Below are 12,539 nucleotides of genomic sequence, written 5' to 3'. Positions count from 1 at the left end.
TGGTCAGACCTCCGTGCTGAGGAAGACGTTCTTGGTCTCGGTGAAGGCGGTGAGGGCGTCGGGGCCCAGCTCCCGGCCGAGCCCGGACTGCTGGTAGCCGCCGAACGGGGTCCAGTAGCGGACGCTGGAGTGGGAGTTGACGGAGAGGTTCCCGGCGCGGACGGCGGCGGAGACGCGCAGCGCCCGGCCGACGTCGCGGGTCCAGATGGAGCCGGACAGGCCGTACTCGGTGGCGTTGGCGAGCCGTACGGCGTCGGCCTCGTCGTCGAAGGGGAGGACGACGGCGACGGGGCCGAAGACCTCCTCGACGGCGGCGGGCGCGTCGGGGGCGAGGCCGGTGAGGACGGTGGGCGGGAACCAGAAGCCGGGCCCTTCGGGGGCCTTGCCGCGGATCCCGTCGAGGCCGTCGGGGACGTAGGAGCGGACCCGGTCGAGCTGGGCGCGCGAGATCAGCGGCCCCATCTGCGTCCGCTCGTCGCCCGGGTGGCCCACCACGACCTCCTCGACGGCGGGGGCGAGCAGCTCCAGGAAGCGGTCGTGGACGGAGCGCTGGACGAGGATGCGGGTGCGGGCGCAGCAGTCCTGTCCGGCGTTGTCGAGGAAGGACATGGGGGCGGCGGCGGCCGCGGCCTCGAGGTCGGCGTCGGCGAAGACGATGTTGGGGCTCTTGCCGCCGAGTTCGAGGGTGACGCGCTTCACGCGTTCCGCGCAGGTGGCCATGATGCTCTTGCCGACGCGGGTGGAGCCGGTGAAAACGATCTTGGCGACGCCGGGGTGGCGTACGAGCGCGTCGCCGGTGACCGCCCCGGCGCCGGGCAGGACCTGGAAGAGGTGCTCGGGCAGGCCCGCCTCCAGGGCGAGGGCGGCGAGGCGCAGCGCGGTGAGGGGGGTGGTCTCGGCGGGTTTGAGGAGGACCGCGTTGCCGGCCGCGAGGGCGGGGGCGGTGCCCCAGGCGGCGATCGGCATGGGGAAGTTCCAGGGCGCGATCACCCCGACGACGCCGAGGGGTTCGAGGAGGGTGACGTCCAGTCCGCCGGCGACGGGGATCTGGCGGCCGTTGAGGCGTTCCACTCCCCCGGCGGCGTAGTCCAGCAGGTCGCGGACGTTGCCCGCCTCCCAGCGGGCGTTGCCGAGGGTGTGGCCGGCCTCGCGGACCTCCAGGCGGGCCAGTTCCTCGATGTGCTCGTCGACGGCGGTGGCGAAGCGGCGCAGCAGCCGGGCGCGGTCGGCGGGGGCGAGGGCGGCCCAGGTGCGCTGGGCGGCGGCGGCCCGGGTGACGGCCGCGTCGACGCCGGCGGCGGTGGTGGCCGGGACGGTGGCGACGACCTCTTCGGTGGCGGGGTCGAGTACCAGGTGCTCGGTGGTCACGGCAGGGGCCTCACATGCGTTCGAAGGAGCGGCGCAGCTCCCAGTCGGTCACCGCGGCGTCGTAGGCGTCGAGCTCGACGCGCGCCATGTTGCGGTAGTGGGCGACGACCTCGTCCCCGAAGGCGGCCTTGGCGATGGGGCTGTTCTCCCACAGCTCGGCGGCCTCGCGCAGGGTGGTGGGGACGTGGGCGTAGTCGGCGGCGTACGCGTTGCCGTCGCAGGGCTCCGGCAGCTCCAGCTCCTGCTCGATGCCGTACAGCCCGGCCGCGACCAGGCCGGCGACGGCGAGGTGCGGGTTGACGTCCCCGCCGGGGAGCCGGTTCTCGAAGCGCAGGGAGCGGCCGTGGCCGACGACGCGGAGCGAGCAGGTGCGGTTGTCGTGGCCCCAGGCGACGGCGGTGGGGGCGAAGGAGCCGGGCTGGAAGCGCTTGTAGGAGTTGATGTTGGGGGCGTAGAGGAGGCAGAAGTCGCGCAGCGCGGCGAGCTGTCCGGCCAGGAAGTGCCGCATGACCTTGGACATGCCGCCGGGTCCGTCGCCCGCCATGACGCTGTGGCCGGGTTCGCCGAGGGACTGGAGCGAGAGGTGGATGTGGCAGGAGTTGCCCTCGCGCTCGTTGTACTTGGCCATGAAGGTGAGCGAGACGCCCTCCTGGGCGGCGATCTCCTTGGCGCCGGTCTTGTAGATGGCGTGCTGGTCGCAGGTGACCAGGGCCTCGTCGTACTTGAAGGCGATCTCGTGCTGGCCGGGGTTGCACTCCCCCTTGGCCGACTCGACGGTCAGGCCGGCGGCGGCCATGTCGTTGCGGATGCGGCGCAGCAGGGGTTCGATGCGGCCGGTGCCGAGGATGGAGTAGTCGATGTTGTACTGGTTGGCCGGGGTCAGGCCCTGGTAGCCGGCGTTCCACGCCTGTTCGTAGGTGTCCTTGAAGACGATGAACTCCAGCTCGGTGCCGACGTGCGCGGTGTAGCCGTGTTCCGCGAGCCGTTCCAGCTGGCGGCGGAGGATCTGGCGGGGGGCGGGGACGACGGGTGAGCCGTCGTGCCAGACGAGGTCGGCGACGAGCAGGGCGGTGCCCTCGTTCCAGGGGACGCGCCGCAGGGTCGTCAGGTCGGGGCGCATGGCGAAGTCCCCGTAGCCCTGGGACCAGGACGACATGTCGTAGCCGTCGACGGTGTTGAGCTCGACGTCGACGGCGAGGAGGTAGTTGCAGCCCTCGGTGCCGTGGTCGAGTACGTCGTCGAGGAAGAACGGCGCGGCGAACCGCTTGCCCTGGAGCCGCCCTTGCATGTCGGGGAAGGCCAGGACCACTGTGTCGATCTCACCGCTCGCGACGAGGGCGCGGAGTTCCTCGACGGTGAGCGGGGGTGTGCGGTCTGCCACGGGATGGTGCCTCCTTCGGTCAGCCGGAAGCCATAAGGTATTGCGGGAGACCATTGCTTGGGAAGGGGAAACGGCGAGGTGGCGAGGAAGAGCCCGGGCCAGGAGCCCGGAGACCGGTTGGCGCCCGTGCTGCGCCCGGTGCGGGCGGGCAACGGGTTCGAGGAGGCGCTGGAGCAGATCCTCCAGCTGGTACGGCTCGGCCTGGTGCCCGGCGGGGAGCGGCTGCCCGCCGAGCGGGAGCTGGCGGACCGGATGGGGATCAGCAGGGTGACCCTGCGCGAGGTCCTCAAGGTGCTTCAGGAGCAGGGCCTGGTGGAGAGCCGGCGCGGGCGGTACGGCGGAACGTTCGTGCTGCGCCGGGACCGGGCCGCCGGCGACACCGGCGAGGCGGAGCTGCGGCGGCGCATCGCCTCGGTGGACCTCGAGGACACGCTGCGGTTCCGGGAGGTCCTGGAGGTGGGCGCGGCGGGGCTGTGCGCGGCGCACGGGCCGGCGGAGGGGGGCGCCGAGCGGCTGCGGGCGGCCCTGCGGGCGACGCACGACGCGCCGCTGGAGGACTACCGGCGCCAGGACACGCTGCTGCACCTGACGCTGGCGGAGCTGTCCGGCTCGCCGTCGCTCACGGCGCAGTACGCGGCGGTCCGGGCGACGGTGAACGACCTGCTGGACTGCATCCCGCTGCTCGTGCGCAACCTGGAGCACTCGCAGCACCAGCACACCGCGCTGGTGGAGGCGGTCCTGGAGGGCGACGCGGACGCGGCGCGCGAGGTGATGCGGGAGCACTGCGCGGGGACGGCGTCGCTGCTGCGGGGCTTCCTGGCGTGAGGACGTGCCCGGAGTTCACGTGAAAGTGACGCAGGGGTCTTGCGCTGCCGCCCGCCCACCGCAAAGGTATGGGTCCGTTCCATTGGACGCCTTCGGGCGCCTTGGGGGTGCCTCTAGGGGCCCCTGGACGCCCCGGGGTGCCCCGGGGGTGCCTCGTGGGCCCCTGGACGCCCTTGGATGCCCTCGGGATGCCGTGGGTGCTTGGACACCCCCGGATGCCCATGGACGTCCTGGACGCCCGGACGCCCCTGGACGCCCCTGGACGCCCCTGGATGCCCCTGGATGCCCCTGGATGCCCCTGGGGTCCCGACCACCGACGCGGGAGCGCTGTTGCCATGACGCTGGAAGACACCACATCCGCACCCGTCCCCGCGGACGACTACCTCAAGCGCCGGGCCCTGCGCCGGGGCAGCGCCGGCTGGCTGCTGCTCACCGGGCTCGGCGTCGGCTATGTCGTCTCGGGCGACTTCTCCGGCTGGAACATCGGCCTGGCGGAGGGCGGCTTCGGCGGACTGGCCATCGCTACCGTCCTGATGGGCACGATGTACGCCTGCCTGGTGTACGCCCTGGCCGAGCTGTCCGCCATCCTGCCGGCCGCGGGCGGCGGGTACGGCTTCGCCCGCCGGGCGCTCGGCACCTGGGGCGGCTTCCTCACCGGCACGGCCATCCTCATCGAGTACATCCTCGCCCCGGCCGCCATCTCCATCTTCATCGGCGACTACGTCGAGTCCCTCGGCCTCTTCGGCCTGGAGTCCGGCTGGCCCGTCTACCTCGCCTGCTTCGCCATCTTCATCGGCATCCACCTCTGGGGCGTGGGCGAGGCGCTGCGCTTCAGCCTGATCGTGACGGCCGTGGCGGTGGCGGCGCTCCTCATCTTCGCGGCCGGCGCGTTCACCGAGTTCCACGCGGACGGGCTGAACGACATCCCGGCCGACCCGTCGGCCTTCGGATCCAACTCCTGGCTGCCGTACGGCCTGCTGGGCATCTGGGCGGCGTTCCCGTTCGGGATGTGGTTCTTCCTGGGCGTGGAGGGCGTGCCGCTGGCCGCCGAGGAGGCCAAGGACCCGGTGCGGTCCATGCCGCGGGCGCTCTCGCTGTCGCTGATGATCCTGGTGCTGCTCGCCGTGCTGACGTTCTTCGCGGCGACCGGCGCCCGCGGGTCGGCCGCGATCCAGGACGCCGGCAACCCGCTGGTGGTGGCGCTCCAGGGGGACGGCGACCCGACCGCGCTGAGCCGGTTCGTCAACTATGCGGGCCTGGCGGGCCTGGTGGCGTCCTTCTTCTCGCTGATCTACGCCGGTTCCCGGCAGTTGTTCGCCCTGTCGCGGGCCGGGTACCTGCCCCGGTTCCTGTCGCTGACCAGCCGCCGCAAGTCGCCGTACCTCGGCCTGCTGATCCCGGGCGCGATCGGCTTCGCCCTGGCGGCGGGCACCGGGGACGGCGCGCGGATGCTGAACATCGCCGTCTTCGGGGCGACCATCAGCTACGCCCTGATGGCCCTGTCCCACATCGTGCTGCGGCGCCGGGAGCCGGACCTTCCCCGCCCGTACCGCACCCCCGGCGGCGTGGTCACCTCCTCGGTGGCCTTCGTCCTGGCACTGTCCGCCCTGGTGGCGACGTTCCTGGTGGACCAGGACGCGGCACTGATCGCCCTGGCGGTGTACGTGGTCGCCCTCGCGTACTTCGCCTTCTACAGTCGGCACCGTCTCGTGGCGCATGCGCCCGAGGAGGAGTTCGCGGCGCTGGCCGCGGCCGAGGCCGAGCTCGAACGGAAGTAGGGCCTTTCGTCCGGACCGGGCTGCGGGCCGCACCCGAGCCCGGCAGGATCCGGACGACAGGCTCTCGGAACGAGAGGACACCCGCTGTGCCCGCCAAGCCGCTGATCGGCCTCACCACCTACCTGGACCCCGCGCGGTGGGGCGTGTGGGAGATGCGGGCGGCGCTGCTGCCCGAGACGTACCCGCGCCTGGTCCAGTCCGCGGGCGGGGTCGCCGCGATGCTCCCGCCGGACGCGCCGGGCCTCGCCGCCGAGGTGGTCGCCCGCCTGGACGGCCTGGTCGTCGCGGGCGGCGCGGACGTGGACCCGGAGCGGTACGGCGCCGAGCGCGACCCGCGCACCGGGCCCGCCGCGCCCGAGCGGGACGCCTGGGAGCTGGCCCTGATCCGGGCGGCCCTCACGGCCGGCACGCCGGTGCTCGGCGTCTGCCGGGGCATGCAGCTGCTGAACGTGGCCCTCGGCGGCACGCTGGTCCAGCACCTGGACGGCCACACCGGCGGGGTCGGCGTCTTCGGCACCCACGCCGTGAAGCCGGTCCCCGGGACGCGGTACGCCTCACTGGTCGGCGACACCGTGACGGTCCCGACCTACCACCACCAGGCCGTCGACCGGCTGGGCGGGGACCTGACGCCCTCGGCCCACGCCGACGACGGCACGGTGGAGGCGCTCGAACTCCCGGGCGACCGCTGGGCCCTGGGCGTCCAGTGGCACCCGGAGATGGACGCGGACCTGCGGGTGATGAAGGGCCTGGTGGCGGCGGCGTCGTAGGCATACGTGGAGACCCGGCCCGTGGACGGGCCGGGTCTCCACGTGTCACTCCGTCCCGGGGAGCCGCGGCAGTTCCTCCGGGAAGGTCCGCGCCTCCTGGCAGCCGGCGGTCCGGTACGTGTGGCGGGCCAGCTGGTAGGCGAAGTCGGCGAGGACCTGCCGAAGCTCGTCCCCGTGGACGCGGGTCTCACCGATGGTGCGGGCGTCGACGGTCAGCACATGGGTCTGCTGCGCCTCCCCGGGTTTCCGGCCCGGAGGGGTGCAGGGGACACGCACGGCCGAGGAGTTCTCCAGGGTGAGCGCGCTGATGTCTCCCGCCGCCACCTCGGAGAGCCTGCCGTCGGACGCGTAGGCCGCACGCCAGGTGCGGGTCGACGCGTCGCCCGGCTGCACCTCTCCGGAGATCACGGAGCCGCCGCTGGTGCGCACGTAGCAGGAGAAGAGGAAGTCGCCGTCCGTCCTGTCCTGCCGTAGCCTGCCCCGCTCCTCTGCGGACCGGGCCGCCGGGAGGGCCCGGGCGGCGGTCTCCCGGTCCACCGCGCCGGAGCACGGGCGGGCGGGGAGCCGGTCGAGGCCCTGGGTGAAGATCTCGACGTACCCGAGGAGGGCGGCGGCGACCAGCAAGCAGCTCGCCCCCACCACCAGGACGCGCTTCTTCCGCTGTGCCTGCATCTGTCTGCTCACACTCACCCGGGTTACGCGGCCGGCCTGGCGCGGATGTCTTCCATCATGGAATCGCTGTCGGTCCAGCCGGCTTCGACGGACTTGCGGACGAGTTCCTTCGCCTCGTGGTCCGTCAGCTCCTTGGAGCCGTGCTCCGCGATGGCGGAGGCGGCACTTTCCTGGGCCTGGGACTTGGCCACCTCCATGGTTTCGTTCAGCGTCTTGCCGGTGGCGTAGAGGGACCTGTCCAGGGCACCTTCCGCCTGCTGCCCCTCCAGGATGCGGTCCACGGCGATACCGGCGATGCCGCCGAAGAACCCGCTCGCCGCGGCGCCCGTCATCGCCGCGCCCGGCCCCACGGGCACCAGGGCCACGCTGCCCACATTCACGCCGGCCGCGAGGAAGGACTTCACGATGTCGCCCTTGCTCTTGAGGGCGTCGTTCATCTCCTGCTGGGCCTTCAGGTCGTCACCGATCCTGGCGTCCGCGACCGAGTGCCCGACGATTCCCTCGATGATGCCGGCGTTCCTGGCGATGGCGTCGATCGGCATGTCCGTCCTGCCGCGGAAGAGCTCCGGATTGGCGATGTGCGCCTCCATGGAACTCGCGGTGTAGACGTTTTCGCCGATGATGATGGACGCCCTGCCCCGGGGGTCACTGGACACGTCGTACAAGAAGCGCATGGCGTCGGTCTTCTGCAGCCCGTCCGGGTCCTGGCTGTCGGTGAAGAAGATGTTCTCCGAGCCGCTGCCCGAGATCGCGCGGTTGATCTCCGGCATGTACGCGGCCGCCATGTCGCCGAAGCTCTCACCGGTGGCCTTGTTCACCAGCTCGGCGCCCGTGTCCGGCTGGGCGACCGCGTGCATCACCTCCCGCATCAGTGCCACCTGGGCCTTGCTGTGCGGGCGGGGTTCGGTCGTCCGCTCCCCGTCACCGATGCCCGTGACCGCCGCCTCCAGCGCGTGGGCGACCGGACCGTCGCGGTCGGTGTAGCGGGTGGACTCCAGCACATGCTCGAAGACCTTCTTGTCGTCGAAGGTCTCGAGCGCCGCCTCCGGATTGTGGGAAAGCGCCTTCATGTAGCCGATGAGCGGATCCCGGCCGTCGTCCTTGCCGAAGACGAGGTCGGTGACGTTCCCGGACTTCCACAGGTCGTTGGTGCCCATGCCGGTCTGGCCCGCCGGTGCCATGTCCATCTTGAGCAGCTTCTTGCCGTAGGCGTCGAGGAACTCGGCGTCGTACGTGCCGTGGTGCATCAGACTGCTCATCACCTGGAAGCCCATGGCGCCGTTGGGCCTCAGGGGGTCCGAGGGGTTGGCCCGGAACGCGGTGTTCGACTCGTCGATGACCCGCCTCTTCCACTCCTCCATCCCGGCCGAGTCGGAGAGGGTCGCGGTGGCGAGCGTCATGCTCAGGTTCTTCTGGACGTCCTGGAGCTGCTTGAGCTCCTCGCCCCTCGCGCCCGCGTGGATCTCCGCGAGGTCGTTCCAGAACTGGAGGGTCTCCTTGCCGCCCAGCTTGGCGGCGAACTGGGCCGCGAACAGCTCGTCGTCCTTGTACTTCGCCATGGTCCGCTGGAACGCGGCGAGCTCCTCGGGCGACATCTTCTTGGCATCCTTGGCCAGCTTCGCCATGTCGTCGGCCTTCTTGAGCGCGTCCGCGGCGGAGTCGCGGTCGGCGTGCTTGACGCCGGAGAAGCCGTAGTCCGCCTGCTCCGCAATCGCCCTCAGCGCGCGGGCGGCCGTGCTGTCGCTGGTCGTGGCCTGTCCGAGGATGGTCTGGATCCGGTCCCTGAGTGCCTCGGCCTTCTCCTTGGTGCCGTCGGGCTCGGGGTGGACGGCCGCGACGACCCGGAAGGTGCCGCCCTTCTCGCCGTAGACGGAGAGCTTGTCCTTCTCGAACCCGTCGTCCAGGGCCTGCTTGAGCTTGTCGCGGTGTCCGACGAGCTCGTCGTGGGTGTCCTTGAGGATGCTGTGGATGGTGGTGGCCTGGGTGAGGGCGTCCGAGAACTCACCGGCCGTCTTCGTGATGAACTCGCGCGAGACCGTCGCGTTGACACCGGCCCAGTTGGCCTTGTCGGACTTGGCCTTCATGTCGTCGCGCGACCGCTTCTCCAGGTTCCTGAGGTTCTTGACGACCGTGGCCCAGTCGGCGATGGCGGTGTTGAGCAGCGAGAAATTGGCGTGCCTGAGAGCTTCGAGGTCCATCAGTGCTTGGTCCCCTCGTCGAAGCCCTTGTCCAGGGTGGCGATGCTGCTGACGGTCGACGCGATGTGGTACTCGTCGCCCGCGTGTGCCTTCTTGGTGAAGTCCATGTGGTTGGAGATGTGGGCGCACGCGTCGAGCAGCGTGGTCAGCGACTTCTCCCACCGCTCCTGCACGGTGTGGAGGGCGCCACCGAGCTCGAACTCCTGCGTGGTGAGGTCCTTGGCCGCGGTCTGGCTGCTGGACCAGGCGTCACGGCCGTACCGTCCGAGGTCCTCGAACAGTTTGAACGCGCTGTCGCCCACCGCGGCCAGGTCCTGCTGGTCGGCCTGAAGATCGCCCTGCTGCCCGCCGCCCTTGCCGCCGGGGGCCTCGTTCAGTTGCATTCGCGCAGAGCTTCTGTTGCCGGCGTCGGCTTTCAAGCGCTCCCATTCGTCCCACGCCATGTGGTGGACTCCTTCCCCCGTACGAAGCATGCTCATGATCGACGTTCCGCTTCGGGAAGCTGCAAGCCGTCCCGGACACGTCAAGGGACGACCCTACACAAGGCGTTGGAACGCCCGGACGGGCTCCGGGATCAGGGAGCGGTGGTGCCGCGGGCCAGGGAGAGGAGGTCGCGGGCGGGGCCGGTGGGGAGGGGGCCGGTGGGCCAGACCGCGCGGAGGGCGCGGCGGAGGTGGACGCCCTCGACCGGGACCTCGACCAAGCGGCGGGAGGCCAGCTCCTCGGTGACGGCCAGCTCGCTGAGGACCGCCGGGCCCGCGCCGCTGACCGCCGCCGCCTTGACCGCCGTGGTGGAGGCCAGCTCCATCAGCGGGTCGGCCAGCCCCCCGTGCTCGGCGAGGGCCGCGTCCAGGACCTGGCGGGTACCCGAGCCGTACTCGCGCATCACCAGCGGGGTCGACGCCAGTTCCGCGGGCTGGAGCGGGGCGCGGCGGCGGGCCCACCGGTGCGAGGGCGCGGTCACCACGACGAGCCGGTCGTGGGCCACCACCGCCGCGTCCAGGCCCTCCGGGACGGCGAGGCCCTCGACGTACCCCAGGTCCGCCTCCCCGGCCAGCAGTCCGGCCGCGACGGCCGCCGAGTTGCCCGCCCGGAGCGAGACGGCCGTGTCGGGGCGCTCGGCGCGCAGGGCGATCAGCCAGCCGGGCAGCAGGTACTCGGCGATGGTCATGGACGCCGCGATCCGCAGCCGGGAGTCCCGCCGGTCGCGCAGCGCCTGGGCGCCCGCGTCGAACGCCTCCGCCGCCTCCACCACCCGTCGCGCCCAGTCGGTGACCAGGGTGCCCGCGTCGGTCAGCCGGGAGCCGCGCGGCGAGCGGTCCACCAAGGCGACGCCGAGCTGGCGCTCCATGGAGCGGATGCGGCTGCTGGCGGCGGGCTGGGTGATGCCCACATCGCGCGCCGCCCGCCCGAGGCTGCCATGCCGGGCGACGGCGATCAGCAGCTCCAGGGCGCCGAGGTCGGGCACGCGATGCGACAGGCTCATAAAGTCAGTTTATGGGGTCATAGGCCCATGATCCCTGGCCGGGGGCGTCGCCCCAGGTCAGAGTGGGGTTCATGGCACTACTCGTACAGCGCTCCGCCCCCGTCCGCCGCGTTCCCCGCACCCTGGCCGTCCGGCACCTCGGACCCAACTGGTACGCGACGGTGATGGGCACCGCGGTGGTCGCGAGCGCGGGTGCCACCCTCCCCCTCGACCTCCCCGGGCGCCGCACCGCCTGTGCCGCCCTCTGGGCGCTGTCCCTGGTCATGCTGGCCGTCCTGCTCGGGGCGCGCGCGGTGCACTGGGCCCACCACCGGGACCAGGCGCGCGCCCACCTGCTGGACCCGGCCATGGCGCCCTTCTACGGGTGCCTGGCCATGGCCCTGCTCTCGGTGGGCGCCGGTGCCGTGACCGTCGGCGCCGACTGGATCGGGCAGGGCGCGGCGGTCGCCCTCGACACGGTCCTGTTCACCGCCGGCACGGCCGTCGGGCTGGCCGTGGCGGTGACGATCCCGTACCTGATGGTGGTGCGCCACCGGGTGGAGGGCGCCTCGCCGGTCTGGCTGCTCCCGGTCGTACCGCCCATGGTGTCGGCGGCGACCGGCCCGCTGCTGGTGGAGCACCTGCCGCCCGGCCAGTGGCAGCGGACGCTGCTGATCGGCTGCTACGGGATGTTCGGGCTGAGCCTGCTGGCCACCCTCGCGGTGCTGCCGCTGGTCTTCGGCCGGCTGGTGACCGGCGGCCCGCTGCCGCTCGCGCTGACGCCCACGCTGTTCCTGGTCCTCGGCCCGCTCGGTACGTCCACCACGGCGGCCGGCGCCTTCGCCGACCAGGCGCCGCCGGGGATGCCGTATGCCGTCGGGTTCGCCGTGCTGTACGGCGTCCCGGTCATGGGCTTCGCGCTGATGTGGCTGGTCCTGGCCGGGGCGATGGCGCTGCGGGCGTCCCGGCGGGGCATGGGGTTCGGGATGAGCTGGTGGGCGTTCACCTTCCCGGTGGGCACCTGTGTGACGGGTGTGGAGGGGCTGGCGCGTCACACGGGGCTGACGGCACTGCGGTGGCTGGCGGTGGCGCTGTACGCGCTGCTGCTGGTGGCGTGGCTGACGGCCGCGGTCAGGACGGCCCGCGGGCTGGCCGGCGGGAGGCTGCTGGCGGCGCCTGTGGGTGGTGGGGGTGGTGCGGCTGGTGGGCCCGGTGGGCGTCCTGCTCCGGCTGAGGCGGATGGGGCTGATGGGTCGGGTGTGGCTGATGGAGTGGGTGTGGCTCGTGCTGCCGCCGGCGTGCCTGCTGCCGCCGGGGCCCCCGCCTCCGCCGGGGTCCCCACCACGCCGTAACCCGTACCGCGACCGGTCAGCTCCCGCTGCCGGGGCCGCCCTCGCCGTGCGTCTCGATGTGCTCGGCCACCGCCACCACCAGGACCCGGGTGGCCGGGTCGCCGGCCCGCCACCGGTGCCGCACGCCCCCGGAGAGGTAGAGCGTGTCGCCGCGCTCCAGGCGGTACGCCCGGCCCTCGGCCTCCACCTGGGCGGTGCCGTCGGCGACGTACAGCATGGCGTCGTTGCGCAGCACCAGCTCCCGCCCCGCGTCGTGCTCGCCGGTGAACTCCTCGGCGTGCATCTGGTGCTCGCCGCGCACCAACGCGCGCGTGCCGGGCCGGCCCGGGTCGTCGCAGGCACGGACGACGTCCACCGTCCGCGCCGGGTCCGCGGCGTCCAGCAGCGCGACGGTGGTGGTCTCCAGGGCGTCGGCGATCTGCTGGAGCGACCGCTCGCTCGGCCGGGCGCGCTCGTTCTCGATCTGGCTCAGGAACGGCACGGACAGCCCGCTGCGCTCCGCGACCGCGGCGAGGGTGAGCGCCATGGCTCTGCGCCGCCTGCGGACGGCCACGCCCACCCGGAGCGTTTCCTTCTCGTCCATCTCCTCGGCTCCCTCCCTCTGCGACCACCTTACGCAGCGGCGGTACCACCGAGTAGCGCAACCGGTGGGAAAGAGGCGGAGGGGCGCCCCCTCGACAGTGGCGAGAGGACGCCCCCACGGACCGCGAACCGGGCCCGTCACGGGCCCCGG

General features: G+C 72.5%; 11 protein-coding genes. 4 read left to right on the top strand and 7 right to left on the bottom strand.

The features are described from left to right. Positions 1 to 3 precede the first annotated feature (3 nt). Positions 4 to 1,368 carry an aldehyde dehydrogenase family protein gene (locus ACF08D_RS26670; protein ID WP_392225971.1) on the bottom strand — a complete coding sequence of 455 codons (1,365 nt, stop codon included), beginning with the start codon at positions 1,366 to 1,368 and terminating at the stop codon, positions 4 to 6. Between the two features lie 10 nt (positions 1,369 to 1,378). Further along, entirely contained in the window at positions 1,379 to 2,749 is a 1,371-nt protein-coding gene (locus ACF08D_RS26665) for a glutamine synthetase family protein (RefSeq protein WP_392225969.1), read from the bottom strand. A 78-nt stretch (positions 2,750 to 2,827) separates the two neighbouring features. Here ACF08D_RS26665 and ACF08D_RS26660 point away from each other — a divergent pair, with 78 nt between their 5' ends. The 3 genes from ACF08D_RS26660 to ACF08D_RS26650 all read left to right on the top strand — a co-directional run bounded on the left by ACF08D_RS26660 (position 2,828) and on the right by ACF08D_RS26650 (position 6,119). Beyond that, positions 2,828 to 3,574 (top strand): FadR/GntR family transcriptional regulator, encoded by a 747-nt coding sequence (locus ACF08D_RS26660; protein ID WP_392225968.1) that lies wholly within the window; start codon positions 2,828 to 2,830, stop codon positions 3,572 to 3,574. A 335-nt stretch (positions 3,575 to 3,909) separates the two neighbouring features. Beyond that, positions 3,910 to 5,352: an ethanolamine permease gene (gene eat / locus ACF08D_RS26655; protein WP_392225966.1), complete on the top strand. Its 1,443-nt coding sequence runs from the start codon at positions 3,910 to 3,912 to the stop codon at positions 5,350 to 5,352. An 86-nt stretch (positions 5,353 to 5,438) separates the two neighbouring features. Beyond that, the gene (locus tag ACF08D_RS26650; RefSeq protein ID WP_392225964.1) at positions 5,439 to 6,119 is read left to right on the top strand and encodes a gamma-glutamyl-gamma-aminobutyrate hydrolase family protein; all 681 of its coding nucleotides are present in this window, start codon (positions 5,439 to 5,441) and stop codon (positions 6,117 to 6,119) included. A 45-nt stretch (positions 6,120 to 6,164) separates the two neighbouring features. Here the strand turns inward: ACF08D_RS26650 and ACF08D_RS26645 are convergent, their stop codons facing one another. The 4 genes from ACF08D_RS26645 to ACF08D_RS26630 form a co-directional block, all read right to left on the bottom strand. Next, positions 6,165 to 6,803, bottom strand: a complete 639-nt coding sequence (locus tag ACF08D_RS26645) for a hypothetical protein (RefSeq protein WP_392225962.1) — start codon at positions 6,801 to 6,803, stop codon at positions 6,165 to 6,167. Positions 6,804 to 6,814: 11 nt separating this feature from the next. Beyond that, positions 6,815 to 8,989, bottom strand: a complete 2,175-nt coding sequence (locus ACF08D_RS26640; RefSeq protein ID WP_392225960.1) for a hypothetical protein — start codon at positions 8,987 to 8,989, stop codon at positions 6,815 to 6,817. Then, positions 8,989 to 9,432, bottom strand: a complete 444-nt coding sequence (locus ACF08D_RS26635; protein WP_392225958.1) for a hypothetical protein — start codon at positions 9,430 to 9,432, stop codon at positions 8,989 to 8,991. Before ACF08D_RS26635 ends, ACF08D_RS26640 begins: the two co-directional genes overlap by 1 nt. 131 nt (positions 9,433 to 9,563) lie before the next feature. Beyond that, the gene (locus ACF08D_RS26630) at positions 9,564 to 10,475 is read right to left on the bottom strand and encodes a LysR family transcriptional regulator (RefSeq protein WP_392225957.1); all 912 of its coding nucleotides are present in this window, start codon (positions 10,473 to 10,475) and stop codon (positions 9,564 to 9,566) included. A gap of 71 nt (positions 10,476 to 10,546) precedes the next feature. Between ACF08D_RS26630 and ACF08D_RS26625 the strand changes: the two genes are divergently transcribed. Continuing rightward, on the top strand, positions 10,547 to 11,806 hold the full coding sequence (locus ACF08D_RS26625) for a TDT family transporter (RefSeq protein ID WP_392225956.1): 1,260 nt from the start codon (positions 10,547 to 10,549) through the stop codon (positions 11,804 to 11,806). Between the two features lie 16 nt (positions 11,807 to 11,822). Here the strand turns inward: ACF08D_RS26625 and ACF08D_RS26620 are convergent, their stop codons facing one another. Beyond that, a complete protein-coding gene (locus ACF08D_RS26620; protein ID WP_392225954.1) occupies positions 11,823 to 12,389 on the bottom strand; it encodes a helix-turn-helix domain-containing protein in 567 nt (188 codons plus the stop codon). Between the last annotated feature and the right edge of the window lie 150 nt (positions 12,390 to 12,539).

The organism is Streptomyces sp. NPDC015131, assembly GCF_043079975.1.
In the GTDB taxonomy this organism is placed as follows: Bacteria; Actinomycetota; Actinomycetes; order Streptomycetales; family Streptomycetaceae; genus Streptomyces.
This window is presented reverse-complemented; position numbering and strand designations above follow the sequence as displayed.

What these genes read in the sequence shown, in the direction of transcription:
- eat (WP_392225966.1), top strand. Translation starts at nt 3,910, where the DNA reads ATGACGCTGGAAGACACCACATCCGCACCCGTCCCCGCGGACGACTAC.
- ACF08D_RS26640 (WP_392225960.1), bottom strand. Translation starts at nt 8,989, where the DNA reads ATGGACCTCGAAGCTCTCAGGCACGCCAATTTCTCGCTGCTCAACACC.
- ACF08D_RS26635 (WP_392225958.1), bottom strand. Translation starts at nt 9,432, where the DNA reads ATGGCGTGGGACGAATGGGAGCGCTTGAAAGCCGACGCCGGCAACAGA.
- ACF08D_RS26630 (WP_392225957.1), bottom strand. Translation starts at nt 10,475, where the DNA reads ATGAGCCTGTCGCATCGCGTGCCCGACCTCGGCGCCCTGGAGCTGCTG.
- ACF08D_RS26625 (WP_392225956.1), top strand. Translation starts at nt 10,547, where the DNA reads ATGGCACTACTCGTACAGCGCTCCGCCCCCGTCCGCCGCGTTCCCCGC.
- ACF08D_RS26620 (WP_392225954.1), bottom strand. Translation starts at nt 12,389, where the DNA reads ATGGACGAGAAGGAAACGCTCCGGGTGGGCGTGGCCGTCCGCAGGCGG.